Origin of the sequence: Streptomyces sp. NPDC017991 (assembly GCF_044328075.1) — a bacterium.
GTDB lineage: Bacteria > Actinomycetota > Actinomycetes > Streptomycetales > Streptomycetaceae > Streptomyces.
On sequence record NZ_JBIRGP010000001.1, the window covers coordinates 453761 to 477830 of the forward strand.

The following is a 24070-nucleotide window of genomic DNA, read 5'->3' on the forward strand; positions in this document are numbered from 1 at the left end:
CGAAACAGGGGGACACGGCGCATGTCGGATCAGGACACGCACCTGGTGCTGGAGCGGCTGCTGCGGCTACGGGACCGGCGGGAACCACTGGTGGCGCAGATCGCCGAGTGGGTCGGCGCCGGCATCATCGAGGGCCGGCTGCAGCCGGGGCAGGACCTCAACAGCGTCGAGCTGTCCCGCCGGTTCGACACCAGCCGCACCCCGGTGCGCGAGGCCCTGATGCTTCTCGAACAGGAGGGCCTGGTCGAGATGAAGGCCCGGCGCCGCCCTCGGGTCGCCGCCCCCTCCCTCACGGACATCAAGGACATCTATCAAGTACGCCGTCAGCTGTTGTCGATGCTCGCAGGCCTGCTGGTCCAGCGGGCCACCGACACCGAGTTGGCCGAGCTGCGCACCCGGGTGGAGGCGATGCGCGAACTCGCCGACGCCGCCGACGTGGACGCGTACTTCTGGAGTCATGTGCTGCTCCAGGAGCGGATGACCGAGATCGTGGGCAACACCACCCTCAAGCAGATCCTGGACTCGCTCGCCCTGCGGACCCTGATGCTGCGGCACCTGAGCCTGACCCGCCCCGGCCGCCTGGCGTACAGCGTGGACGACCAGGAACGGCTCATCCAGGCCTGCGAGGAACGGGACGGGGAGCTCGCCTCGGCTCTGATCGCCGGTGCGACCGTGCGGGCGCTGCGGGCCGTGGAGGAGCAGATCGAGCAGGACACCCCGGGCAGCGGCAAGGCCGCACGCAAGCGCCGCTCGGCCGACTGACACCTGCCCCACCCCGCCCCGCCATTCACTTGGCGAGCACTCCGCCGTCCACGGGGAAGTTCCCGCCCGTCACCCAGGTCGACTCGTCGGACAGCAGATAGACGGCGCACCAGGCGATGTCCTCGGGCCCGCCCACCCGCCCCAGCGGGATACGGGCCAGCAGTGCCTCCTGGGCCGCGCCCTCGTGCGCCCCCGCCGACTCGGTGGCGGGAGTACGGACCATGCCCGGTGAGATGGTGTTGGCCCGGATCCCCAAGGGCCCACCCTCCACGGCGAGTTGACGTGTCATCCCGAGCACGGCGCCCTTGCCCGCGCAGTGGGCGACCATCCCGAAGGTGCCGCTGCCCCGAAAGGCGTTGACGGAGGCGAAGTTGACGATCGAACCGCCCCCGGACGCCTCCAGGTGCGGCCAGGCGGCCTGCACCGGCAGGAAGACCACATCGACCTCGCCCCGCAGGGTCGGCGTCCACTGCGTGTCGAAGTCCATCTCGGCCGCGGTGGCCATGTGCGGGGCGATGGCACCGGCGGTGACCAGCGCGTCCACCCGGCCGTGCAGTGCGAACGCCTCGTCGGCGAACCGCCGGGCGTCGGCCGGATCGGTCATGTCCAGCGGGGCGAGCACCTCGACGGTGAGACCGCGGTCGGCGGCGAGCTTGCGGGTGCGCTCGGCGGCGGCCGGGTCCACGTCGCAGCCGACCACCGTGGCGCCCTGCTCGGCGAAGAGCAGCGCGCATCCCTGGCCGATACCGGCCCCTGCGCCGGTGACGAGGGCGACCTTGCCGTGCAGCCGGCCGGTATCGGGCTCTGCCGTGGGCCCGGAGCGGGGAGCGGTCACGTTGTCCTCCTGAGAAAGACGTCCTGAGAAAGAGGTGGGAAAGGGGTGGTGGGGTGGGGGCCGGTGGCAGTCATCCGCCGGTGCCCGTCGGCAGCTCCACCTCCAGCGCGACCAGAAAACGGGAGACCATGCTGTACGCGGCTGCCGTGACGGTGAGTTCGACCAGCCCGGCCGGGTCGAAGTGCGGGCGCAGGGCGTCGAAGACGTCGGCGGGGACGTGGACGTCACCCGTCATGGCGTCGGTGTAGGCGACGACCCGGCGCTGCCGTTCGTCGAGGTCGGGATGGGTGGCGGCGTCCTCGGCGCGGAGTGCGTCGAGGTGCCGTTCGTCGAGTCCGGCAGCGCGTGCGTCGCGTTCGTGGGCGACCCACTCGTAGGGGGCCCGGTTGAGCACGGCGATGCGCAGGACGATGAGTTCGCGGATGTCGGCGGGCAGGGTCATACGCTGCCGGACGGCGCCCAGCAGGCTGTTCCAGCCGTCCGCCACCTGCGGACTGTGGAGCAGCATCCGGTCGAGGGGGCGCAGTGTGCCGCCGCGCCGCTCGCGGATGCGCTCCGCGATGTCACCGGCTCCGTCGGTACCCGGGAGTCGAGCCACGGGCCGTTCCCTTCTTAGTCTCCAGGTCTCCCCGTGCGTGCTCACACGGGTGGGGCGGCGGGCCGGCGCAGGACGTCCTGGCGCACGGTGTCGCCGAAGAACATGGCGGGTGAGGTGTCGGGGCCGGTGAACCGGGGCCAGGGCGGCAGGTCCGACTCGCTCCCGGCACCGGTACGGCCCGGATCGCCCGTGGTGACGAAACGCGCCCAGGTGTCGGCCATCAGCGCGGCCAGTCTCCGGTCGGTGTCCTGCCAGGGCCAGTCGGGCCGCCGGTCGAGGTTGTCGAGGACGTACGGGAGTTCGGCGGTGTGGTAGACGCCCGGGTCAGGATGGCCGCTCCTGTCGGGTGCGTCGGCCGGGCCGGGCGGCAGCGGAGGCCGCCGGTCGAACCGGTACATCCAGGTCGGTGTCCCCGTGGCGGCGTGGGACCGGGCCCACTGCCAGACGGGCCCCACGAACCGGGCATCGCCCACGGCCCCGGCGTCGGCGTCCTGGTCCCCGGAGGCGTAGACCGTGCCCTCGTCGCGGTTGGTGCCCACCAGCAGCGGGACCCGGTGCTGGCGGCCCGTGGCGAAGACGTCGTCGGTCGGTTCGGTGAGGATCCTGCCGTCGACGACAGGGCCGAAGTGGCCGCGCACGATCAGTTCGACTCCGGAGACGCGGCGCAGTGCGTCGATGCCCCGGCCGCCGAACGCGTCCGCGTAGGCCAGTCCCCGTTTCTGTGCCTCGTCCTGACCGGGCAGCGGACCCTCCGCCCGGCCCACACCCGAGGCGCTCTGGCCCAGGGCCGCCCGGAAGTGGGGACGGGCCGCCGGTGCGGCCATCAGGTGGCAGATATGGGCGGCTCCCGCGGAGTTGCCCGCGAGAGTGACCCGGTCGGGGTCGCCACCGAATGCCGCGATGTGGGTGCGGACCCAGGTGAGGGCGGCGGCGATGTCGAGGAGGCCGTAGTTGCCGGAGGCGTCGACATCGTCCTCGGCGGCCAGACCCGGGTGGGCGAGGAACCCCAGGGCACCGAGGCGGTGGTTGAGGGTGACGGCCACCAGGCCCCGGCCGGCCAGGGCGCGGCCGTCGTGGATGTCCTGGGATCCGTGTCCGTACCGGTTGCCGCCGCCGTGAATCCACACCATGACGGGGAGGCCCGTGCCCGGCGCCGGATCGGGTGTCCACACATTGAGGTACAGGCAGTCCTCGCTCATCACCAGCGCGCGCCGGTCGGCGAAGTTGGTCCGGTACATGACCGAGTCGCTCGGCGGCTGCGGTTGCAGGGGCGCCGGACCGAACTCCGCCGCCCTGCGCTCGCCGTCCCAGTGGGCGGCGGGCCGGGGTGGCCGCCAGCGCAGGTCGCCGACCGGGGCTTCGGCGAAGGGGATACCGCGGAACACGGCGACCGGGCCGTCCCACTCCCCCACCAGCCGCCCGGCACCGGTATGCGCCCTGGGGGCGCCGGGGCCGCTCACGCCGGGGCCTTGTACAGCGAGCCGTTCTTCATGATCGCTACGAGTCGGTCCCGGTCCTGGAGGATGCCGATGTCGTCCAGCGGGTCGCCGTCGACCAGGACCAGATCGGCGAGGAACCCCTCCCGGATCAGGCCCAGTTCGTCGCCCATGCCCATCACCTGACCGCCGTACTCGGTGGCGGCGCGTAGTGCCTGGGCCGGGGTGAAACCGAACCAGTCCACGAACAGTTGCAGGTCGCGGGCGTTGCGGCCGATCGGGTTCCAGGCGAACCCGTAGTCGCCGCCCGGGACGACACGGATCCCGCGCCGGACGAGTTCGGGGACGACCTGCCGGACCGCCTTCTGGGTGGCCTCGACCTCCATGCCGGGCTCGGGCTCGCTGTCGGCCTCGTGCAGGTTGGCGTGGATGATGCCGGGGGTCGGTGCCACGAACAGCCGGTCGCGCGCGGCTTCCAGCAGGTCGAGCGCTTCCTCGTCGGCGAAGGTGCAGTGGTAGACCGCGCGGATGCCGTGGCGTACGGCCATTTTGACCGACTCGGCCGCGTGGGCGTGGGCCGTCAGCCAGACGCCGCGCTCACGGGCCACCGCCGCTGCCGCCGCGACCTCCTCCTCGGTGAACTGCACGATCCGTGAGGTGCCCTGCACCACCGCGCTCTCGCCCGACAGCGACAGCTTGACGATGTCGACACCCAGGTCCGCCATCTCCCCGACGAAGCGGCTGACCGACTCGGGGTCGGAGGCCCGGCCGTCGATGCCCGGGAAGTCGTACACCCCCGGTTCGACCATCCCGGCGGTGCCTTCCCAGGAGGCCGCCTTGAAGCGCGGTCCCGGCATCCAGCCCTCGTCGAACGCCTTGCGGGCGGCCGTCTCGGTACGGGGCAGACGGTTGCCGCCGGAGTACGCGCTGGTGAAGCCCTGGTCCAGCAGGACGCGGCCCGCGTGGGCCACCAGCAGGGCCTTCTCCTCGTCGGGCTCGTCCCGGCGGCGGGAGCGGTGCTCGACGGTGGACCCGAAGCCGAGGTGGGTGTGGGAGTCGACCAGACCGGGGATCAGCGTGCCGCCCGAACCGTCCACGACCCGGGCGCCGGCCAGGCCGCCGGCCGGGATCCGGGGGGCGACGGCGGTGATGCGCTCGCCCTCGACCAGGACCTCGGCGGGGAAGGGATCGCGTCCCGTCCCGTCGAAGACCCGGACTCCGGTGAAAACGGTCCTGCCACTGGTCCTGACACTCGTCCTGTCGCTCATCATGCGCTCCTGAAGGTGTGCCGCATCTCGCCCAGGTCTCCGATCCTGCTGACGAGGGTGTCACCGGACCCTATGAAACGCTGGGGCGTACGGCGGTTGCCGACTCCCGCGGGGGTCCCGGTGAAGATCAGGTCGCCGGGGCGCAGCGGACAGATCGCGCTGAGGTGGGCGACCAGCCGCGGCACCGGGAAGATCATGTTCGAGGTGCGGTCGTGCTGGACGGTCTCCCCGTTCAGTGCACAGGTCAGTTCCAGGTCGTCGCGGTCGGCGGGCTCATCGACACTCACCAGGGCGGGCCCCACCGGGCCGAAGCCGGGAAAGGACTTGCCGAGGGAGAACTGGGCCGGGCGGCCCGCGAGTTGGACGATCCGCTCGGACAGGTCCTGTCCCACGGTGAGCGCGACGACCGGGTCCCAGCCGTCCTCCTCCGGCACCCGGTAGGCGTCGCGGCCGATGACGGCGACCATCTCCAGTTCCCAGTCGACATGACCGGGCGGCAGGTCGATGGTGTCGTAGGGGCCGGTGAGACAGCTGGGGAACTTGGTGAAGACCAGCGGCTCGGCCGGCTCCTCGTAACCGGCTTCCGCCGTGTGCGGGCGGTAGTTGAGGGCGACGGCGAAGATCTGGCGCGGCTCGGGGACGGGCGCGCGCAGGTCGGACTGCTTGTACGGGACGGCCGTCGCCGGGTCGACCTCGGCGGACCAGCGCAGCAGGGCGTCCCACTGGTCGAAGACGGCACGCGGGTCGGTGTCGAAGCCGCCGTCGGACACGTCCACGGCACCCTCGCCGCCGCGGCCGTCGTCGGTCAACAGGGCCAGGCGGCCCTCAAGGTTGACGATCCGCATGCCCTCACACCACCCACTGCTCTGCGGGCGGTTCGGGTGTGCCGTACGCGTCCTGCCAGGAGACGACCCTGTTGCGCAACACGCCCAGGCGCTCGATCTCGGCCTCGACCACGTCCCCGGGCTTCAGGTAGTGGGCGAAGGGGTCCTCGGTGCTCGCCGCGACTCCGGCGATGGTGCCGGTGGTGACGATGTCGCCCGCGCTGTAGGTCTGCGGGGAGTGGTAGGCGACCAGCTGAGGAATCGACACCGACATACGGGAGGTGTTCGACTTCTGCCGTACGTCGCCGTTGACCCGCAGTTCCATGTCCAGGTCGTGCGGGTCGTCGATCTCGTCCGCGGTCACGATGTAGGGGCCGATCGGGCAGAAGGTGTCGATGGCCTTGGAGAAGGAGAAGACACCTGACTCCATCTCCTTGCGCTGGATGTCGCGCGCGGTGATGTCGTTGAAGACCAGGTAGCCGCCGATGTGCTCGACGGCCTGCTCGGCGGTGAAGAACCTGCCGGGTCTGCCGATGATCACGGCGAGTTCGAGCTCGTAGTCCAACTCCCGGGTCAGGTTGGCCGGGTACACGACCGGCTCGTCATGGCCGATGATCGCGTCCACGTTCTGGAAGAACACGATGCCCTTGTTGACCGGGTGCGACCAGTCGACCCGTACCAGGTCCTCGTGGTGCTCGCGGAAGTTGCCGGCCGTGTGGAAGAACTTCTTGGGCACGATCGGCGCGCGCAGCCGGACGTCGGCGAGTGGATACGTCCGCCCGGTCTCGGCGACCTGACCGTCGCGCTCGAAGAACACCCGGGTCGACGCAACGTCGAGCTCGATCACCGTGTCGCCGTCCAGGCGGCCCACAAGTCCGTCGTCGAACGTCACCAGTTTCATCTGACCTCCTCGTAACTGTCGACACTCACCCTCCATGATTCCGGCATTGACGTCAACAGTGGCGTCAAGTGTGGACACATTGCGCGAAGGTCGATTACGGTCCGGAGCATGAAGACGACGTGGAACTTCACCGGCACACGCGCGCTCGTGGCCGGTGCGGGCGGGATCGGCTCCGCCGTGATCGAGGCTCTGGCGGACGCGGGCGCGGACGTGGTCGTCCTGGACCGGGACGCCGGACAACTGGCCGAGGTCACGCGCACGGGCGGAAGCGCGGGCGAAGGCACAGGCGGAAGCGCGGGCGGAACAGGTGGCCCCGGCGGCACGGTGCGCGGCCTGAATGTGGACCTCACCTCCGCCGACGCCTGCCATGACGCGGTCACGGACGCCGTCGGCTTCCTGGGCGGTCTTGACGTGTTCGTGCACGCCGTCGGCACCAACGACCGCCGGCCCGTCCTGGAGACGCCCGACGAGGTCTGGGAACGCCTCGTCGCCATCAACCTCAGCAGCGGCTTCTGGCTGGGCCGGGCCGTGGGCAACGTCATGGTCCCCGGCGGCTACGGCCGCGTCGTCTATCTGTCCTCCGTGTCCGGACTGCTGGCCCATCGCGACCACGCGCCGTACGCGGCGACCAAGGGCGGCATCAACCAACTCATGCGGGTCATGGCCCGGGAATGGGCGCCCCACGGCGTCACCGTGAACGCGGTCGCCCCCGGCTACACCGAGACCGACCTGACCCGCGCCTACCTCGCCAAACCGGGCATGCGTGCCTCGATGGAGGCGCTGGTGCCCGCCGGACGACTGGGCCGCCCCGGGGATCTGGTCGGCCCCACCCTGTTCCTCTCCTCCGCCGAGGCCGCTTTCATCACCGGACAGGTGCTGTACGCGGACGGCGGCCGGACCCTCGTCTGACGCACAGCACACCCGCCCGCAGTCGTAGAGCCGCGTCCCCGATCCGACAACAAGCCCACCCCGCATCCCAGCCGTGCGACACCCAGAGACGTGTGACACCCAAGCCGTGCGACATCCCAGACGTGTGACACCCCAAGGAGCCGTCATGACCACCTCGCAGCGATTCACCGACAAGACCGTGCTCGTCACCGGCGCCGGTACCGGATTCGGTGCCGAGATCGCCGTCCGGGCCGCCCAGGAGGGCGCCGATGTCGCGATCCACTACCGCGGTTCGCGGGCGGGCGCGGCGGCCACCGCCGAGCGGGTGACCGCGCTGGGCCGCAAGGCCGTGATCGTCCAGGCAGACATAGCCGAGCACGACCAGATCCGGCGTATGGCGGACGAGGTGTGGGAGGCGTTCGGCCGGCTCGACGTGGCGGTCAACAACGTCGGTGACGTGGCCCGCGAGCAGATGTCCTGGCGGGACCTCACCGAGGAATCCGTCGACCATGTCCTCGCGGTCGACATCAAGGGCACCCTGCTCTGCACGCACGAGTTCGGCGCACGGATGCTGGAGCAGGAGGGGGGCGGCTCGATCGTCAACATCGGGTCGACGGTGGTGGCGCGGGGCAGTGCGCGGGCACCTCAGTACGCCGCCGCGAAGTACGGGATCATCGGCCTGACGAAGTCGTACGCACACGCCTTCGCCCCTGCTGTCCGGGTCAACGTCTTCGCGCCCGGCTTCATCGAGACGCCCGCGACGCTGGGCCGGGAGGACTGGAAGAACGGGCGCGGGGAGCAGCTGCGCAAGGCGACACCGATGGGGCGCATTCCGGGACCGGAGGAGCTGGCGGGAGCCGCGCTGTTCCTGGCCACGGAGGACGCGCACCACATCACCGGCGGCTTCCTGATCGCCGACGGCGGCTACAACATGATCGGCGCGTGACGGGACGGCGCTTCTCCCCGCGCCCTCCCGTCACGGTTCACGCCGTCCCGACACGGTCCGCTACGCCACCGTGCGGATCAGCTTCTTGTTGACGAACTCCTCGATGCCGGGACGGCCCAGCTCGCGTCCGAAGCCCGAGCGCTTGATGCCCCCGAAGGGCAGTTCGGCACCCTCGGCGCCGACACCGTTGACGAAGACCATGCCGGCCTCGATCCGGTCGGCGACCCGCTGGGCCTGGGCCGGATCGGTGGTGAAGACGTAGGAGCCGAGGCCGTACGGCGTGTCGTTGGCGATCCGGACGGCGTCGTCCTCGTCGGTGGCGGCGAAGACCATGGCGACCGGGCCGAACAGTTCCTGCCGGGCGGCGGTGTCCTCGGTGGTGAGTCCGGTGAGGACCCCGGCCGGGAAGTGGGCCCCGTCGCGTCGGCCGGTGCTGTGCAGGGTCGCGCCCTCGGCGACGGCCGCGTCGACCTGGCGGCCGAGGTTCTCGGCGGCGGCCACGGACGACAGGGGCGCGCCCGTCTCCCCGGCGAGGAGCCGGGCGCTGAACTTCTCGACGAACTGCTCGTACAGCCCCTCGACGACCACGAAACGCTTGGCCGCGTTGCAGGCCTGGCCGGTGTTGTCCAGCCGGGCTGCTACGGCGGAGTCGACGACCGCGTCGAGGTCGTCCGTGGACAGGACGACGAACGGGTCGGAGCCGCCGAGTTCGAGGACGACCTTCTTCAGGTGGCGGCCGGCGATCTCGGCGACGGCGGAGCCCGCCCGCTCCGAGCCGGTGAGCGAGACACCCTGGACGCGCGGGTCGGCGATCACATCGGCGATCTGCTCGTTGGTCGCGTAGACGTTGACGTAGGCCCCGGCCGGGAACCCGGCCTCGGCGAACAGCTTCTCCAGCAGGGCGGCCGTGGCGGGGCACTGCGGGGCGTGCTTGAGGACGATGGTGTTGCCGATCGCCAGGTTCGGGGCGGCGAAACGGGCGACCTGATAGGCGGGGAAGTTCCACGGCATGATGCCGAGCAGGACACCCACCGGGCTGCGCCGGATGACAGCACTGCCCGCTCCGGACGTGACGTCGAGCGGTTCGTCTGCGAGGAACTCCTCGGCGTGGTCGGCGTAGTAGTGGTAGATCTCGGTGCAGAAACCGACCTCGCCCTCCGCCTCCGCGAGGGGTTTGCCCATCTCACGCACGATGCTCGCGGCCAGTTCGTCCTGGTGCGCGGCGTGCAGGTCCCCGAGCCTGCGCAGCAGCGCGGCCCGCTCAGCGACCGCACTGGAGCGGCCCCACGCGGCAGCGGCGTGGGCGGTGTCGACGGCAGCCGCGACCTGGGAGTCGGTGGCGGTCGGGTAGGTCTCGACGACCTCTGCGGTGGCCGGGTCGGTGACGGCGTACATGCGATCTCCAGGTGCTGCGTGGTGACGGTCGGGCGGGGTGGCGGGCTGCGGCCGGACCGCGGGACACGGGCCGGGCCACACCCTCATGGTTCGAGGATCGTCCGCACTCCGGTGTTCGACCGGAGGTCGTCGAAGGCGAGGGGTGCCTCCTTCAGCGGCCGGACCTTCCCGACCAGTTCGTCCAGCGGCAGGCGCCCGGCGAGGTGGAGACGGGCCAGTTTCGGGATGTCCAGCTCACCGACACTGGAACCATAGTTGCAGCCCAGGATACGTTTGCCCTGGTCGGCGAGGTCGAAGAGGTCGAACGAACCGGTGGCGCCGGTGGCCGCCATACCGACGAGGACGGCCGCGCCGCCGGACGTGAGCATGGCGGGGAGCGTCTCGACGACCTTCGGGCTGCCGATCGCCTCGAAGGCGTAGTCCACTCCGCCCAGCTCGTCCTGGCACCAGGCGGCCACGTCGTCGCGCGCCCCGTCGAGGGTGTGGGTGGCGCCGAACCTCCGTGCCGCTTCGAGGCGTTCGGGCGAGAGGTCGACGGCGATGATGGGATCGGCGCCGACCAGGGCCAGACCCATCACCACGGAGAGCCCGACTCCGCCGGTGCCGATGACGACAGCGGACTCGCCGGGCCGTACTCCGGCGGTGTTCACGACCGCACCGATCCCGGTCGTGATGGAACAGCCGAGCAACGCCCCGATACCGAAGGGCAGTTCCTCGGGGACCTTCACCGCGGCCGTCTCCGGGACCACCAGGCGGTCGGTGAAGGCGCCGAGACCCAGGTAGGGCCAGACCGCCTCGCCGTCGGCGTCGGTGAACGGGGTCGTGCCGTCGGGGAGGGTGTTGGCGACGGCCTTGGTGCCGGTGCACAGCCAGCCCTGACCGGCCACACACTTGCGGCAGCGGCGGCACGGCGCGAACCAGGACAGGACCACGTGGTCGCCGGGCCGCACGGAGGTGACACCGGGGCCGACCCCGGTGACCACACCCGCCGCCTCGTGCCCGAGGACGAGCGGGCGGTCGGTGGGCCAGTCGCCGGACACGATGTGCAGGTCCGAATGGCACACGCCGGCGGCGCGGACCTCGATCTCGACCTCGCCGGGACCAGCGGGGCGCAGGGTGACCTCGCGCGTACCGAGGCCCGCCGCGGGGTCGAAGACGATGGCCGGGGAGGACAGGGCCGGGGAGGATTTCGACGGCATCAGGACGCCTTCACTTCTTCTGCGGTCGGGCCGTCCATGGCCGGACGCGGGGCGAGCTCGGTGTGGGGTTTGGCGACCACGACGTACACGAGGCCGATGACGAACAGCGCGGAGAAGACCAAAATCACGGCCCAGACCTGCATCCAGCTGCCGCCGACAGGGGCGAGTTCGGTGCGCGGCCAGGCGATGTTGACCGCTTCGAACAGGAGCCACAGCACGGCGAGTACGTTGACGACGAGCCCGGTGCGGCCGAGCCGCAGTTGGCCCGCGGCGGGGTTCCAGCGTCCGGAGAGCCGCGCCACGAGGGCCACGACGGCGACCGCGAGGAAGACGAAGTAGAAGCCGCCTGAGCCGAACGCGATCAGGGTGGCCGCCGCGTTGCCGTTCAGCCCCAGCAGCAGGCCGAGCCCGGCGAGGACGGCGGTCGCGATGAGGGAGACGTACGGGATCTGCCGGGGGCCGACGGTCGCGAGCGTCGTGGAGAAGGGCAGTTGGCGGTCGCGGGCGAAGGCGTAGACGGCGCGGCCGATGTAGGTCTGGATGGAGATCGCGCACGCGAAGAACGCGATCAGGACGACGACGATGAACGGCTTCTCGCTCCAGCCGCCGAGCCCCTGGGTCACGGCCTCGAAGACGGGGTCGACGATCGCCCCGGAGACGGCGTCCTCGGGCCGGCGCAGCGCGAGCGTCACGGCCAGGCCGGTCAGCAGGACGGTGAAGGCGACGAAGAGGTAGGCGCGCAGCAGGGCGCGCGGCACGCTGCGGCGGGGCTGTTCGGTCTCCTCGGCCACCTGGGTGGTCGCGTCGAAGCCGAGGAACGCCCAGCCGGCGACCGCGAGGCAGGTCAGCAGTCCGGCCGTCACGGATCCGCCGGAGACGTCCTGCGCTCCCAGGGTCTCGAAGAGGATCCCGAAGCCGTTGTGCCGCACGAAGAGCAGGAGGATCAGGCTCACCGCGATGGACGCGACGCCCTCGGCGATGATGCCGGCGTTCAGGAAGTGCTTCACGGGGTTGACCCCGAGCAGGTTGATGCCAAGGGCCACGGCGACGAAGACCACGCCGAGGAGCACGTGCAGGGCGGGCGAGGGGACGCCGTCACCGGCCAGCATGTACAGCCAGGTCGCTCCCAGGTAGGCCACGGTCGTCAGTGAGGCGACGGCCGCGGCGAGGTAGATCCAGCCCACCAGCCAGCCCAGGCGTGGGCCGCCCAGTCTGCGCACCCACTGGTACACGCCTCCCGTGATCGGGAACTGGGAGGACAGCTCGGCGTAGACCACGGCGACCAGCAGCTGGCCGAGGAAGGCCACGACGACCGCCCAGATCCAGGTGGGGCCCGCGAAGACGAAGCCCAGCTGGACGACGGCGTAGATGCCGACGACGGGCGAGATCGTCGCGAACCCGATCGCGAAGACGGCCCACGCGGACAGGGTCCGTTTCAGCTCCTGCTGATAGCCGTACTCGGCGAGTTCACCGGCATCGGTGCGGGTGTCGTCCACGATCGTCTCCTGACGGTTCATGACGGTTCCTGAAGCTTCTTGACGGTGATGCGCGTGCGGACGGCCGTCCGGCCGTCCCGGTCCGTCGTGGCGTGACACCGAGGGGCGATTTTCGGACCACGGCCGACGGTTCTCGGACCGCTGCCGACGGTATTCGGACAGCAACGCTTATTGGGCGCATGACCAATTGCTTATTGGTCGCATACTCAATAACATTCGCGGCATGACGTCAAGAGGTCCGAGCAAGCGGGTCCGCAAGGCTCCTGCCGAGCGCCGGCACGAGATCGTCGCCGTCGCCGCGCAGGTCGGCCTCGTCGAAGGGCTTGAGTGCATCACCCTGCGCAGGGTCGCCGACGAACTCGGTGTCCGGCCCGGACTCGTCGGCCACTACTTCCCGGCGGCCGACACCCTGGTGGCCGAGGCCTTCACCGCCGCCACGATGGCCGACCTGGACACACTGCTGCCCGAGCGGCCGGACGGCCCCGGTGACGACGCTCCGCGGGCGGTCCTGCGGCGTTTCTTCACGCTGATGTCCAGCACAGAGTTCGACAACGTGAGCAGGCTCTGGCTCAACGCACGGCACCTCTCGCGCTACCGCCCCGGGCTGCGTGACCACGTCGTGGCCCAGGAGCTGCTGTGGTGCACGCGCATGGAGAAGGCGATCACCGCCGGTACTCGATCAGGGGATTTCGTCTGCGCCGACCCGCGGGCCGCGGCCGTACGCATCCTGGTGGCGATCGACGGGGCCAGCGCCTACATCAACACCAGCGCCGATCGGCGCGGAGCCCCGATCGCCCACTTGGCCAGGACCGTGGCGGAGGCTGAACTGGGGCTCGGTGCGGGGGCGTTGGAGCAGGCGCGCGAGCCGTCCTGAGTCGCGGCAGCACCGGTACGGGTGCGGTGGATGCGGTGCTGCCGCGAGTTGTTTACCAGCCGTCTCGAAGGCTGTACCGAAAGCCGTCCCGAAAGCTGTCCCGAAGACTGCTTCAAAGGCTGTTGCGATGGCAGCCTCAGAGGCTGTTGCGAAGGCAGCCTCGAAGGCTGTCTCGGAGGATCAGGCGGTCATCGGGATTGTCCGGCCACCGGGCCGGTGACGGGAAGGGCCGCACGCTCGCGTCCTGCCAGGCGTTCGAGCGCGAAGGCGCCCGGGCCGAAGAACACGATGAGCAGGAACCCCCAGCAGAAGAGCACCGGGGCCAACCCGCCGTTCTGCAGCGGGAAGAGACCGTCCGGCTGGTGCTCCGTGAAGTACGCGAACGCCATGATCCCCGAGCAGAGGAACGCAGCGCCACGGGTGACGGCCCCGAGGAGAACGAGAGCGCCGCACACCAGCTCGATCACCCCGGCGTACCAGAAGGGCCAGTCGCCTGTCGGACTGGCCTTGCGGTCCAGCACCCCGAAGACCGTGGCAGCACCTTCGGCGGTGAACAACAGACCAAGGACCATTCGGAACAGGCCCAGTACGAAGGGCTGGCGCGACGTCAGCCAGTCGCCGAGGCGCGAAGCGGTCATCAGAACTCCTCAGAGGTCAGTAGGTGATCGAAGGTCAGTGAGTGACCGACGGAATGACGGTATGAGGGGGAAATGGACCACGGAGTCCGGGTCGCGTCCCTCAGTCGTCCGTACGTGCGCGGGGCGCCCCGGGTTCAAACAGATGCGGAGGTCGTGGGCCCTTGACCGCTCCCCGCCTGCGGCCCGGCCTTCGTGACGGGGCCGGTGTGGCCGGTTCGACGTGAAGCGCTTCAAGTAGCGGAGGCTACTCGCATGCCAGCGACCGAACAGCAAGCCGCGAAGAGTCCAGTGACCATCGCCGGCACGGGCCGCGACCGCTGACTGAGACGATCGTGGCGACGGCGACGGTGGCGGTGGCGGTGGCGGTGGCGGACAGCCTGATCAGGGAGGGCCTGACCCTGCCGACGGGCGACGGCCGCCGTCTCAGACGGGCTCGGTTCCCAGCACTCCTGGCTCAGTTGTCCCGATTGCCGCGGTGACCCGGCTAGCCTGGGGGTTTCGCCATCGAGAGGAGCCGCCATGCCGGAGGAACCGACACCGGGAGGCCCGTTGGGCACAGCGATGCGCAAGGTCACGTTCCCGGACGGGTCGCGCGGGATCATCCTGGTAAAGGCGGGCACCTCGCAGGAGGAAGCGGATCTGCAGGCGGCGCAGGTGTGGGCCGAGCGGTCGGAGCGGGGCCAGGCCAACAGCTAGGACCTGGCCGGAGGCGGAACTCCGCAAGCGCGGCACAGCTCAAACGCCGCAGCTCAGGGCACTACCGGGCCTCAAGGCACTACTCGGGTCCGGAGGTCTCCCGGGTACGGGCCTGGTGCCGGCGGGCCTTGAGCCGGTTCCCGCAGGTCTTCATCGAACACCACCGCGCGGTGTTGGCACGACTGCGGTCCAGGAGGAAGAGGCGGCATTCCGGGTTCTCGCACGGCCGCAGCCGGCCGGGCATACGCTCCCTGACGTCCGCCCACGCGAGTACGAGTTCCGCGGCGAGCCTGCGTTCCGTCGGCGCCTCCAAGTGCCACTCGATGCCCGACGCGCCGGGCTGAGGAACCTTGTGAACGCCCGCGAGGAGCTCGATCAGCCGGGTCTCCGCCGACGTGGCCGACGCCACCGCCTGCAGCGCGTCCCGGGCGGTGCGCAGCCACTGGCGCTCCTCGTCGCCGCCGAGACCGCCGTGCTCCCGCGCCCACCTGTCCAGCTCCTGGTCGGCACGCCACAGATCCTGGCGTCGGCCGTCCACGACAGGGGTGCTGTTCAGCGCCTGCATCAGGGCCTGGTCGTCCAGCACGGGTCCCACCTCACCGACTAACTCCATTGAGACGTTTGACAGGTTACCTCAGATGCGGTCTACTGAACACCGAGGAATAACCAGCATGAACATCCGAAGGGGTTAGCCATGGTCGAGATCCGCCATCAGTACGCGACAGTGCGGGGACATCGCGTCTTCTACCGCGAGGCAGGCCCCCGCAAGGCCCCCACCCTCGTGCTGCTGCATGGATTCCCCACCAGTTCGCGCATGTTCCGCCACCTCATCCCGGCGCTGGCCGACCGCTTCCACGTCATCGCCCCCGACCACCTCGGCTTCGGCAACTCCGACGCCCCGCCCGTGGACGCGTTCACCTACACCTTCGACTCCCTGACCGACATCACCGAAGCCCTGCTGGACCAGCTCGGCGTCACCCGCTATGCCGTGTACGTCCAGGACTACGGCGCACCCGTCGGGTGGCGGCTGGCCCTGCGCAACCCGGACGCGATCACCGCGGTGATCACCCAGAACGGCAACGCCTACGAGGACGGCTTCGTACCGGAGTTCTGGAAGCCCGTGCGGGCCTACTGGGACAACCCGGGGCCGGAGACCGAACCCGCGGTACGCGCCGCCCTCACGCTCGACGCCATCCGCTGGCAGTACCTGCACGGAGTGGACCGGCCCGAGCTGGTCGATCCCGACACCTGGGCCGCCGACCACCGCGAGGTCAACCGCCCGGGCAACGACCTCGTACAGCTCGCCCTGTTCGGCGACTACGCCAGCAACCCGCCGCTCTATCCCCAGCTGCACGCCTACTTCCGGGAACGCCGGGTCCCCCTCCTCGCGGTCTGGGGCGCGGGCGACGAGATCTTCGGCCCGGACGGCGCGCGCGCCTTCGCGCGGGACCTGCCGGACGCGGAGATCCACCTGGTGCCCGGGGGCGGCCACTTCCTGCTCGAAAGCCACCTGGACACCGTGGCCGGTTACCTCCGCGGGTTCCTGACCGTCAACGGCTGAGTACAGCCCCCGGCAGACGAACCGCAGACGAACCGATAGACGAACCGATAGACGAACCTTAGATCGAGAATCGCTCCTTGCGCAGCAGCGGACGTACCCGGGAGTTGAAGCCCGCCGTGCGGAACGGCGTCTGGAGCAGGCCGGGACGCAGGTGCTGAGCGATGGCCGCGGTGATCATGCCCTGGTCCAGGGCCAGTACGTAGTCGCTCACGCGGCCGGTCGTCACGTCGACCGAGTCGCGGAAGCCGTAGCGGTCGTCGTAGGCGCCGAAGGCGCGGTCCAGGGCGCGGAGGTTGGAGAGGGCCTCCGTCGGGGCCTGGGGCAGGGCGAGGAAGGAGGCGTGCGGGGTGACCACGCCCAGTGAGTTGTAGCCGTCCTCCTGCATACCGATGGCGTCGACGCCGTACTCACGGTAGCCGCCGGCGGGTATGGAGGCCGGGGAGAAGCCCCAGTATCCCAAGTCCTCCTCGATCAGGCCGTGTTCGATGTGACTGCGGACATAACGCCGGTGGGTGGTGCCCCAGGAGCGCGGGGACCACTCGGACTCTGGCACGAACAGCGGGACCATCAGCGCCTCGAACATGGAACCGCCCCAGGTGGGGACGAGGTCCCGGCCGCGGTAGGTGTAGTGGCCCTCCCACACACGTACGCCGTCGATCTCGACGTACTCGCCCCGCGGTTCCTGTTCCTGGCCCATACCCGGGAGCATGGTGCGGAGCAGGTGCCAGTAGTGCTCGGTGGGCAGTGAGCCGTCGGCGATCCCGAGGTAACTGGCCATACGGGGTTCGGTGTTGAGGGCGCCGTAGTGGTGGCCTGTGGGCTCGCCCTTGCCGGGCTTGTCCGGCCAGAAGCCGCCGCGCAACTGCCCGGGACCGGCGACGGGGTCGGCCGGGTCGTAGGGCGTGTAGTAGTACGACCAGTCGGCGTCGGCGAGGAGGGCGGCGACGCGCGGGCGCAGTTCGGGGACGGCGTCCGCGGCGATCCGCAGGCCGGTCACCAGCCACGCGTTGTCGACGCTGGACAGGAACGGCCGTATCGGGTCGCCGGTCTCGGGCCAGGCCGTCAGCAGTGCACCGTCGTGCGCGTCGTACCAGTTGAACCAGAAGCCGTGGGCGCGTTCCAACCGTTCCACGGCGGCGATCGTGCGGGCCAGCCGGCGGTGCATGGTGGCGGCGGAGATGACTCCGAGTCCGGCGGCGGCGACGGTGGACCACAGGCCGCAGCCGATGTTGGTCGGTGAGGTCTGCGCGGACGGGACCGGCGTACCGCTGCCGCTGACGTCGATCTTGTCGGCGGCGAGGCCGAGTTCGGTCGTCATGGCCTCCGTCGAGCGGTGGGTCGCGACGAACCAGTCGCGCAGCAGGCGGCGTTCGGTATCGGTTCGCCCGGCCGGGGCGGCGTGGGCCGTCCCGGTGAGGGACGTGGCACAAGTGGCGGCGGCTGTGGTGGTCGCTGCGGCGGTCAGGAAGCTACGACGGTTCATGCGGCTCTGGCTCCTCTGCGGTGAGCAGGCAGGCGGAAGGGTGCGTGTCCGTGGTGCTGAGCGGCGGTACAGGGGTGAGGCAATGGAATGGGGGTGGCGCAGTGAAGTGGAATTGGAGCTGGGGGTGGGGCGGGAGCCGGCCGGTGTCAGGTGCCGGCCGGCTCCCGGTCTGGGGAGGGGCGCGGTCAGACCGTGGTGCGCGGCAGGACGCGGTCGCGGCCGAGGCTGCCGAGCCACACCGCGGACGGCTTCGCCGTGCGCTCGAAGGTGTGCGGGTCCACGGCGATGAGCCCGAAGGTCGGCTTGAACGAGCCCCATTCGTAGTTGTCGAGGGCGCTCCACGCAAGGTAGCCCTGCACGTTCAGGCCGTCCTCGATCGCGGCGGCGACCTCGCCGAGGGCGCCGGTGTAGTAGTCGACGCGACGGCTGTCGTCCGAGGCGGCGATGCCGTTCTCGGTGACGATCAGCGGGGTGCCGTCGCCGATGACCTCGGCGGTGTGGCGCAGGGCGTACCCGACGGCGGCCGGGTAGTACTCCCACTGCGTGAGGGTGCGTTCGACGTCGTCGGGCGCCGGGACGGGCCCGGTCTCGGCGATCTTGGTACGGGTGTAGGACTGCACGCCGATCCAGTCGTCCCCGCGGGCGGCCTCGATGAAGACGTCCTCGCGGGGGTGGCGGTAGTCGGCGGTGACCCGCTCGGCGCCGGGCAGAGCCTGGTAGACCTGGTTGGCGATGGTCCAGCCGACCCGGATGTCGGGGTGACCTGCGCGGATGACCTTGACGGCCGCGTGGTGGGCGGCGATGACCGCGCGGGTGGTCTCCTCGTCGGGGGTGGGCAGACCGGCGGGCGGGAAGCCCTGGTTGCCGGTCTTGGCGAGGCCCGCCATGACGGCGATCATGTTCGGCTCGTTGATGGTGCACACATGCCGGACGCCGTCGGCGATGACGGGCGCGCACTCCTCGACGTACCGGGCGAAGAGCTCGACCGCGCCGTCGGCGGTCCAGCCGCCGAAGTCCTCGAACCACTGCGGGACGGTGAAGTGGTGCAGGGTGACCATCGGGCGCAGCCCGCGGGCGAGGGCGCCTTCGACCATCCGGCGGTAGTGGGCGATCTCGGCGCGCGAGAAGGTGCCGCGGACCGGTTCGATGCGGGCCCACTCGATGCTGAACCGGTAGTCGGTGAAGCCCAGTTCGGCGAGCAGGTCCATGTCCTGCTCCCAGCGGTGGTAGCTGTCGCAGGCGTCCAGGCTGGGCTCGGCGATCCCGGCCGCGGGGTCGTGCTCCTTGCGCCACCAGTCGCTGTTGACGTTGTTGCCCTCGATCTGGTGGGCGGCGGTGGAGGCGCCCCACAGGAAGCCGTCGGGGAAGCGGGTGGTGGAGTGCGTCATCGTCCGTCTCTGTCTTTCTGGTGTGGGGGTGGAAGTGGGGAGTCCCGGTGGCGGTGGCATGGCGATCCGGCCCAGGGGGTCGGCGGAAGGACCGATCGACCGGCGGGTGCGGGAGGCCGGGAGAAGCGGATGGGCGGAGGCCGGGGGCAGATGCTCCCCGGCGGGCCCGGTGGGCTACTTCAGGCCCGCCGTCGCGATGCCCTGGGTGAAGTGCCGTTGCAGGACGGCGAAGACGGCCAGGACCGGCAGTACGACGAGGAGCGAGCCGGCCATCAGCATGCCGTTGCCGCCGCCGACCGTGCGGTTGGGATCGTTGGCGAAGGTCGCGAGCGCCACCGGCAGGGTGTACTTGTCCGGGTCGTTGGTGGCGATCAGAGGCCAGATGAAGTTGTTCCAGGAACCGAGGAAAGTGAAGATCGTCAGCGTCGCGAGGGCGGGCTTGACCAGCGGAATCACGATCCGCCAGAAGATGTACCACTCCCCCGCGCCGTCGAGGCGGGCCGCCTCCAGCAGTTCGTCGGGCACGGACTGCATGAACTGCCGCATCAGGAACACCCCGAACGCGCCCGCCGCGAAGGGCAGGACCAGTCCGGCGTACGTGTCGATGAGGCCGAGGCCGTTCATCAGCACGTACAGCGGCAGGATCATGAGGTTGCCGGGGACCATCAGGGCGGCCAGCACGAGCGCGAAGACCTTGGAGCGCCCGGTGAAGTCGAGCTTGGCCAGCGCGTAGCCGAGCATGGAGCAGAACAGCAGATTGCTGACGGTCACCAGGACGGCCACGATCAGCGAGTTCAGGAAGTACTGCGGCATGTCGAGCTGGTCGAGCAGCGACGTGAAGTTGTCGAGCGTCCAGCGGGAGGGGATCCACACGGGCGGGTTCGCCGTGAGGTCCTGCTTCGTCTTGAACGCGGACAGCGCCATCCACAGGAACGGGGCGGCCATCAGCAGCAGGGCGACCGAGGCGATCACGTACAGCAGCGGCGTGCGCCCCCGGCCGGTGCGGCGGCGGGCCGGGCGGGCCGGGGCCTCGGGGGTCTTCTCGGCGGTCTCGGCGGTCATCGGGTGTTGTCCTTCAGCAGTCGGAGCTGGAGCACCGTGATGCCCATGATCACGACGAACAGGACGTACGCCATGGCGCTGGCATAGCCCATGTGGAAGAAGTTGAAGCCCTCGCGGTACATGTCGAGCGACACGGTGAGCGTGGAGTCGGAGGGGCCGCCCTGGGTCATCACGAAGGGCTCCTCGAAGACGTTCAGGTAGCCGATGGTGGTGATGACCGTGGCGTACAGCAGGGTGGGGCGCAGGAGCGGGACGGTGATGCCGCGCAGTTCCTGCCAGGCTCCGGCGCCGTCGAGGCGGGCCGCTTCACGGACGTCCGCGGGGATCGCTTGGAGGCCGGCGATGCACAGCACCATGACGGTGCCCAGGTTGCGCCACACCGCCATGGTGATCAGGGACGGCATCGCCCAGGTCTCCGAACCGAGGAAGTCCGGGGCGGTCAGGCCGACTTCGGAGGCGAGGGAGGCGATCAGTCCGTCGGACGGGTCGAGCACGAAGCGCCAGACGACGGCCACGGCGACGATGGTCGTGACGACCGGTGCGTAGAAGCCGACGCGGAACAGGGTGCGGGCCCGGTCGATGCCGTTGTTCAGCAGGATCGCCGCGAGCAGTCCGAGGACGATGGTCGCGGGTACGCCGACGACCACGAAGTAGCCGGTGTTGAACAGGGCCTTGAGGAACTTGTCGTCCTGGAACAGCTGGGTGTAGTTGTCCAGGCCGACGAACTCCGCCTCCAGCGGGCGGGTGACGTTCCGGGCGCCGAAGTCGGTGAAACTCATCAGGAGCGTGGCGACGATCGGGAAGAGCATGAAGACGCCGAAGAGCACCAGGAACGGTGTGGAGAAGAGCCATCCGGTGAGGTTGTGCTTGCTGAGCGAGCGGTTGCCGCGGCGGTTGCGACCTGTCCTGCCGCCGCCGTGCGGGCTCTTGTCGACGGCCGCCGCCTGCGGGGCGGCCGGTCCTGTGGTGAGGGACATGAGGGGGACTTTCTCCTACGGCCTCCTGCTGCCTGCTACTGCACGAGGCCTTCGATCTCGGACTGGGCCTTGTCCAGCGCTTCCTTCGCGGAGGACTTGCCCTGGGTGACCGACTCAATGGCGGTGTCCACCTTGGAGGTGATCTCGGTCAGCTTGGGCTGGGAGGGGGTGGCGCGGGCGGTGTCCATCTGCTGCCGCCACACCTGCATGGTCGGGTCGTCGGCGAGGTCACCGGTCGTCCAGGCCTCGGTGTTGGCGGGCAGGTCGTTGGTCCGCTCGAACCAGTCGGTCTGCCCCTTTGCGCCGGTGAGGTAGGCGACCAGTTCCTTGGCGGCGGCCTTGTGGTCGCTGTCCGCGGAGATGGCCAGGCTGGAACCGCCGGCCATGGACACGGACGCCGCGTCGGCGGGTACGGGGGCGACGGCCCACTTGTCCTTGAGGTCGGGGTAGTTCTCGTCGATGAGGTTCGTGAGCCAGGGGCCACCGAAGAACATGGGCACGGCGCCGGTGTTGAAGTCCTTGGTGACGTCGTAGCCGGGGCGTACGGACTTCTCGCTCAGGCCCTTGTCGAAGTAGCTGCCGTAGTTCTCCAGCGCCTTGACGGCCGCGGCGGAGTTCACGGCGGCCTTGCCGTCGTCGTCGATGATGGCGCCGCCGGCGGAGTACAGGAACTGGTAGAAGCTCTGCACGGTGTCGAGGCCGCCCGGCTGGATGGACAGGCCCCACTTGGTGCCGGCCTTCTTCTGGTACGCCTCGGCGGCACTCTGCAGTTCGGCCATGGTGGCCGGGGCCTTCTCGATGCCTGCCTTCTTGGCGAGGTCGGTGCGGTAGAAGAGGACGCGCGTGTCGACATACCACGGGGCGCCGTAGGTCTTGCCGTCGTAGGAGCCCTGCTGCCAGGCGGCCGGGAAGTAGTCGGTCTCGTGGATGGTCTTGCTGTCGACCGGCTCCAGGACGCCCATGTCGGCGAACTCGCCCAGGTAGCTTCCGCCCATCTGCACCACGTCAGGCAGCTTTCCGGCGGCAGCGGCGGCGACCAGCTTCTGGTGGGCCACGTCCCAGCCGATCGGGGTGACCTTGACCGTCAGGTTGGAGTGGGACTTCTCGTACTCCTTGGCCACGTCGCCGAGCTTCTCCCCCTCCGTGCCCATCGCCCATACGGTCAGGGTCTGCTTGGCGTCTGCTGCCACGCCCGCGCCACCCGAGCCGCCACAGGCGGTGAGGGTGAGCGCAGACGCCAGGGTGAGTGCGATCGACCCGGTTCCGACGGCGCGGTTCATGAACGGCTCCTCCTTGAGCTTTACGGTCGAGCTTGACGGCTCTGGTTCACGACTGAGCCTCGTGACTCGGTTTCACGACTGGACTTCACGAGTGGATTTCGTGATGTATGCGCTGCCTGTAAGCGCATACATCACTCTGTGGCAGCAATTCCTGACCTGGCAAGAGGGGGCTTGGTCACACTCCCGTAACGGGCGGGACATCCGGTGGGCGGTTCGCGGTGCTCCGCCGCCCCGGATACGGGGGAGTCTGTGCGGGAGCAACGTCTGTGCGGGAGCAACGCGCAACGGATCATTGCATGGGTGGGCGCTCCGCTTGGGGTGGGGATGGGGGTGGGGGTTGTGGGGGGGTAGTTGCGCCGTTCCCCGCGCCCCCTTTGCAGGGGGGGACGGACCGTTGCCGGGTGCCGGTAGTGGTGGGCTGGGCGCGCCGTTCCCCGCGCCCCCGGGGGGACCGGATCGTTGCCGGGTGACGGTAGTGGAGGGCTGAGCGCGTCCTTCCGCCGATCCTCGGGGGCGGGGTGTCAGGGGTGGTTACAGTCGCCGTGTGACTTCTTTTCTCCATTCATCCTTTGGGTTCGATCCGGGCTATGGGTACGGGCTTGAGGATCTGTTGGCTGTGGGGGCGCCGGGTGGGCCGGTGGACTTCGGTGCTTTCTGGCGGGGGCGCCGGGACGCGGCGGCGCGGGTGGATCCGCGTCCACTGCTCGGCGATGTCGCGGAGGAGCGCGACGGCTTCCGCGTGCACGAGGTCGCCTACGACGCGCTCGGCGGCAGGTGTAACGCTTTGCTGGCGCTACCGTGCGACGGGCCCGTACGCCATGGTTTCGTCATCGGGCACGGCTACGGCGGACGCCAAGAAGTCGGCCCGGACATCCCGCTTCCGCTGCCTCAGTCCGCTGCGATCCTGCCGATCGCGCCCGGCCTTCCCGCTCTCGGTCTGCGGCCGGGGGTGCCCTCGAACCCGGACGGGCACGTGCTGCACGGCATCGGTTCGCGGGACACCTACCTCATCGGCGACTGCGTCGCGGCCGTGTGGGGCGCCGCCTCGGCCCTGCTGGAACTGGTTCCCTCGCCGACGCTGGACGGCAGGCGTCTGGGATACCTCGGCGAGAGCTTCGGCGGCGGGATCGGCGCGCTGGCGCTGCCCTGGGACGACCGGTTCGCCGCGGCCGGGCTGACCGTGCCGACCTTCGGGAACCATCCACTGCGGTGCACCCTGCCCTGCACCGGCAGCGGCGAGTCCGTGCGTACGCACGTGCGCCGGCATCCGGAGGCCCTCGATGTCCTCGCCTACTTCGACGCGGCGACCGCGGCGGCGCACCTGCGCATCCCGGTGCTGTCCGCCTGCGCCCTGCTCGACCCCGTGGTGCCGCCGCCGGGCCAGTTCGCCGTGCACAACGCGCTCGCCGGTCCACGCCGACTGGAGGTTCTGGACGCCGGACACGTTCCCTACCCTGGCGAGCCGGAGCAGCGACGACATCTGGGACAGGTCACGTCCGAGTTCTTCGGATCATGGATGAGGTGAGGACGGGTATCAGGTGACCGGTCATCCGGAAACGGCTG

23 protein-coding genes are annotated in these 24070 nt (G+C 70.1%); 7 read left to right on the forward strand and 16 right to left on the reverse strand.

Annotated elements, in window-relative coordinates:
- Positions 1-21 precede the first annotated feature (21 nt).
- On the forward strand, positions 22-762 hold the full coding sequence (locus ACH4DZ_RS01890; RefSeq protein WP_398284918.1) for a GntR family transcriptional regulator: 741 nt from the start codon (positions 22-24) through the stop codon (positions 760-762).
- Positions 763-787: 25 nt separating this feature from the next.
- On the opposite strand, the gene ACH4DZ_RS01895 is transcribed toward ACH4DZ_RS01890, so the two are convergent.
- From ACH4DZ_RS01895 to ACH4DZ_RS01920, 6 genes are all read right to left on the reverse strand, one after another.
- Complete coding sequence (locus tag ACH4DZ_RS01895) at positions 788-1597, reverse strand: SDR family NAD(P)-dependent oxidoreductase (protein WP_398284919.1); 810 nt, start codon at positions 1595-1597, stop codon at positions 788-790.
- 70 nt (positions 1598-1667) lie between these two features.
- Positions 1668-2195: a carboxymuconolactone decarboxylase family protein gene (locus ACH4DZ_RS01900; protein WP_398284920.1), complete on the reverse strand. Its 528-nt coding sequence runs from the start codon at positions 2193-2195 to the stop codon at positions 1668-1670.
- A gap of 41 nt (positions 2196-2236) precedes the next feature.
- The gene (locus ACH4DZ_RS01905) at positions 2237-3655 is read right to left on the reverse strand and encodes a carboxylesterase/lipase family protein (RefSeq protein WP_398284921.1); all 1419 of its coding nucleotides are present in this window, start codon (positions 3653-3655) and stop codon (positions 2237-2239) included.
- Positions 3652-4899, reverse strand: a complete 1248-nt coding sequence (locus tag ACH4DZ_RS01910) for an amidohydrolase family protein (protein ID WP_398284922.1) — start codon at positions 4897-4899, stop codon at positions 3652-3654. Before ACH4DZ_RS01910 ends, ACH4DZ_RS01905 begins: the two co-directional genes overlap by 4 nt.
- Positions 4899-5744: a fumarylacetoacetate hydrolase family protein gene (locus tag ACH4DZ_RS01915; protein ID WP_398284923.1), complete on the reverse strand. Its 846-nt coding sequence runs from the start codon at positions 5742-5744 to the stop codon at positions 4899-4901. The genes ACH4DZ_RS01910 and ACH4DZ_RS01915 overlap by 1 nt, the downstream gene beginning before the upstream one ends.
- A gap of 4 nt (positions 5745-5748) precedes the next feature.
- Positions 5749-6624 (reverse strand): fumarylacetoacetate hydrolase family protein, encoded by an 876-nt coding sequence (locus ACH4DZ_RS01920; RefSeq protein ID WP_398284925.1) that lies wholly within the window; start codon positions 6622-6624, stop codon positions 5749-5751.
- Positions 6625-6732: 108 nt separating this feature from the next.
- On the opposite strand from ACH4DZ_RS01920, the gene ACH4DZ_RS01925 reads away from it, so the two are divergent.
- Together ACH4DZ_RS01925 and ACH4DZ_RS01930 are read left to right on the forward strand one after the other, a co-directional pair.
- Positions 6733-7533: an SDR family NAD(P)-dependent oxidoreductase gene (locus tag ACH4DZ_RS01925; RefSeq protein ID WP_398284926.1), complete on the forward strand. Its 801-nt coding sequence runs from the start codon at positions 6733-6735 to the stop codon at positions 7531-7533.
- A gap of 145 nt (positions 7534-7678) precedes the next feature.
- Positions 7679-8458 carry an SDR family NAD(P)-dependent oxidoreductase gene (locus ACH4DZ_RS01930; RefSeq protein WP_398284927.1) on the forward strand — a complete coding sequence of 260 codons (780 nt, stop codon included), beginning with the start codon at positions 7679-7681 and terminating at the stop codon, positions 8456-8458.
- Between the two features lie 60 nt (positions 8459-8518).
- Here the strand turns inward: ACH4DZ_RS01930 and ACH4DZ_RS01935 are convergent, their stop codons facing one another.
- The 3 genes from ACH4DZ_RS01935 to ACH4DZ_RS01945 all read right to left on the reverse strand — a co-directional run bounded on the left by ACH4DZ_RS01935 (position 8519) and on the right by ACH4DZ_RS01945 (position 12569).
- On the reverse strand, positions 8519-9853 hold the full coding sequence (locus ACH4DZ_RS01935; RefSeq protein ID WP_398284928.1) for an NAD-dependent succinate-semialdehyde dehydrogenase: 1335 nt from the start codon (positions 9851-9853) through the stop codon (positions 8519-8521).
- A gap of 83 nt (positions 9854-9936) precedes the next feature.
- Positions 9937-11052, reverse strand: a complete 1116-nt coding sequence (locus tag ACH4DZ_RS01940; RefSeq protein ID WP_398284929.1) for an alcohol dehydrogenase catalytic domain-containing protein — start codon at positions 11050-11052, stop codon at positions 9937-9939.
- Entirely contained in the window at positions 11052-12569 is a 1518-nt protein-coding gene (locus tag ACH4DZ_RS01945) for an APC family permease (protein ID WP_398284930.1), read from the reverse strand. The genes ACH4DZ_RS01940 and ACH4DZ_RS01945 overlap by 1 nt, the downstream gene beginning before the upstream one ends.
- 202 nt (positions 12570-12771) lie before the next feature.
- Here ACH4DZ_RS01945 and ACH4DZ_RS01950 point away from each other — a divergent pair, with 202 nt between their 5' ends.
- Entirely contained in the window at positions 12772-13422 is a 651-nt protein-coding gene (locus ACH4DZ_RS01950; protein ID WP_398284931.1) for a TetR/AcrR family transcriptional regulator, read from the forward strand.
- 188 nt (positions 13423-13610) lie between these two features.
- On the opposite strand, the gene ACH4DZ_RS01955 is transcribed toward ACH4DZ_RS01950, so the two are convergent.
- On the reverse strand, positions 13611-14060 hold the full coding sequence (locus tag ACH4DZ_RS01955; protein ID WP_398284932.1) for a DoxX family protein: 450 nt from the start codon (positions 14058-14060) through the stop codon (positions 13611-13613).
- A 519-nt stretch (positions 14061-14579) separates the two neighbouring features.
- Between ACH4DZ_RS01955 and ACH4DZ_RS01960 the strand changes: the two genes are divergently transcribed.
- Positions 14580-14756 carry a hypothetical protein gene (locus ACH4DZ_RS01960; protein ID WP_384796837.1) on the forward strand — a complete coding sequence of 59 codons (177 nt, stop codon included), beginning with the start codon at positions 14580-14582 and terminating at the stop codon, positions 14754-14756.
- Positions 14757-14835: 79 nt separating this feature from the next.
- Here ACH4DZ_RS01960 and ACH4DZ_RS01965 read toward each other — a convergent pair whose 3' ends face one another.
- Entirely contained in the window at positions 14836-15342 is a 507-nt protein-coding gene (locus ACH4DZ_RS01965) for a CGNR zinc finger domain-containing protein (protein WP_398284933.1), read from the reverse strand.
- Between the two features lie 108 nt (positions 15343-15450).
- Here ACH4DZ_RS01965 and ACH4DZ_RS01970 point away from each other — a divergent pair, with 108 nt between their 5' ends.
- Entirely contained in the window at positions 15451-16317 is an 867-nt protein-coding gene (locus tag ACH4DZ_RS01970) for an alpha/beta fold hydrolase (protein ID WP_398284934.1), read from the forward strand.
- Between the two features lie 58 nt (positions 16318-16375).
- Here the strand turns inward: ACH4DZ_RS01970 and ACH4DZ_RS01975 are convergent, their stop codons facing one another.
- The 5 genes from ACH4DZ_RS01975 to ACH4DZ_RS01995 form a co-directional block, all read right to left on the reverse strand.
- The gene (locus tag ACH4DZ_RS01975) at positions 16376-17800 is read right to left on the reverse strand and encodes a glucoamylase family protein (RefSeq protein ID WP_398284935.1); all 1425 of its coding nucleotides are present in this window, start codon (positions 17798-17800) and stop codon (positions 16376-16378) included.
- 185 nt (positions 17801-17985) lie between these two features.
- On the reverse strand, positions 17986-19188 hold the full coding sequence (locus tag ACH4DZ_RS01980) for a glycoside hydrolase family 1 protein (RefSeq protein WP_398284936.1): 1203 nt from the start codon (positions 19186-19188) through the stop codon (positions 17986-17988).
- Between the two features lie 174 nt (positions 19189-19362).
- Positions 19363-20250 carry a carbohydrate ABC transporter permease gene (locus ACH4DZ_RS01985; RefSeq protein ID WP_398284937.1) on the reverse strand — a complete coding sequence of 296 codons (888 nt, stop codon included), beginning with the start codon at positions 20248-20250 and terminating at the stop codon, positions 19363-19365.
- Complete coding sequence (locus ACH4DZ_RS01990) at positions 20247-21227, reverse strand: carbohydrate ABC transporter permease (protein WP_398284938.1); 981 nt, start codon at positions 21225-21227, stop codon at positions 20247-20249. The genes ACH4DZ_RS01985 and ACH4DZ_RS01990 overlap by 4 nt, the downstream gene beginning before the upstream one ends.
- 35 nt (positions 21228-21262) lie before the next feature.
- Complete coding sequence (locus tag ACH4DZ_RS01995; protein WP_398284939.1) at positions 21263-22507, reverse strand: sugar ABC transporter substrate-binding protein; 1245 nt, start codon at positions 22505-22507, stop codon at positions 21263-21265.
- A 544-nt stretch (positions 22508-23051) separates the two neighbouring features.
- Between ACH4DZ_RS01995 and ACH4DZ_RS02000 the strand changes: the two genes are divergently transcribed.
- On the forward strand, positions 23052-24032 hold the full coding sequence (locus ACH4DZ_RS02000; RefSeq protein ID WP_398284940.1) for an acetylxylan esterase: 981 nt from the start codon (positions 23052-23054) through the stop codon (positions 24030-24032).
- The last annotated feature ends 38 nt before the right edge of the window (positions 24033-24070 follow it).

What these genes read in the sequence shown, in the direction of transcription:
- ACH4DZ_RS01960 (WP_384796837.1), top strand. Translation starts at nt 14,580, where the DNA reads ATGCCGGAGGAACCGACACCGGGAGGCCCGTTGGGCACAGCGATGCGC.
- ACH4DZ_RS01945 (WP_398284930.1), bottom strand. Translation starts at nt 12,569, where the DNA reads ATGAACCGTCAGGAGACGATCGTGGACGACACCCGCACCGATGCCGGT.
- ACH4DZ_RS01950 (WP_398284931.1), top strand. Translation starts at nt 12,772, where the DNA reads ATGACGTCAAGAGGTCCGAGCAAGCGGGTCCGCAAGGCTCCTGCCGAG.
- ACH4DZ_RS01975 (WP_398284935.1), bottom strand. Translation starts at nt 17,800, where the DNA reads ATGAACCGTCGTAGCTTCCTGACCGCCGCAGCGACCACCACAGCCGCC.
- ACH4DZ_RS01990 (WP_398284938.1), bottom strand. Translation starts at nt 21,227, where the DNA reads ATGTCCCTCACCACAGGACCGGCCGCCCCGCAGGCGGCGGCCGTCGAC.
- ACH4DZ_RS01980 (WP_398284936.1), bottom strand. Translation starts at nt 19,188, where the DNA reads ATGACGCACTCCACCACCCGCTTCCCCGACGGCTTCCTGTGGGGCGCC.
- ACH4DZ_RS01985 (WP_398284937.1), bottom strand. Translation starts at nt 20,250, where the DNA reads ATGACCGCCGAGACCGCCGAGAAGACCCCCGAGGCCCCGGCCCGCCCG.
- ACH4DZ_RS01940 (WP_398284929.1), bottom strand. Translation starts at nt 11,052, where the DNA reads ATGCCGTCGAAATCCTCCCCGGCCCTGTCCTCCCCGGCCATCGTCTTC.
- ACH4DZ_RS01970 (WP_398284934.1), top strand. Translation starts at nt 15,451, where the DNA reads ATGGTCGAGATCCGCCATCAGTACGCGACAGTGCGGGGACATCGCGTC.
- ACH4DZ_RS01925 (WP_398284926.1), top strand. Translation starts at nt 6,733, where the DNA reads ATGAAGACGACGTGGAACTTCACCGGCACACGCGCGCTCGTGGCCGGT.
- ACH4DZ_RS01930 (WP_398284927.1), top strand. Translation starts at nt 7,679, where the DNA reads ATGACCACCTCGCAGCGATTCACCGACAAGACCGTGCTCGTCACCGGC.
- ACH4DZ_RS01890 (WP_398284918.1), top strand. Translation starts at nt 22, where the DNA reads ATGTCGGATCAGGACACGCACCTGGTGCTGGAGCGGCTGCTGCGGCTA.
- ACH4DZ_RS01935 (WP_398284928.1), bottom strand. Translation starts at nt 9,853, where the DNA reads ATGTACGCCGTCACCGACCCGGCCACCGCAGAGGTCGTCGAGACCTAC.
- ACH4DZ_RS01995 (WP_398284939.1), bottom strand. Translation starts at nt 22,507, where the DNA reads ATGAACCGCGCCGTCGGAACCGGGTCGATCGCACTCACCCTGGCGTCT.
- ACH4DZ_RS01955 (WP_398284932.1), bottom strand. Translation starts at nt 14,060, where the DNA reads ATGACCGCTTCGCGCCTCGGCGACTGGCTGACGTCGCGCCAGCCCTTC.
- ACH4DZ_RS01915 (WP_398284923.1), bottom strand. Translation starts at nt 5,744, where the DNA reads ATGCGGATCGTCAACCTTGAGGGCCGCCTGGCCCTGTTGACCGACGAC.
- ACH4DZ_RS01910 (WP_398284922.1), bottom strand. Translation starts at nt 4,899, where the DNA reads ATGAGCGACAGGACGAGTGTCAGGACCAGTGGCAGGACCGTTTTCACC.
- ACH4DZ_RS01920 (WP_398284925.1), bottom strand. Translation starts at nt 6,624, where the DNA reads ATGAAACTGGTGACGTTCGACGACGGACTTGTGGGCCGCCTGGACGGC.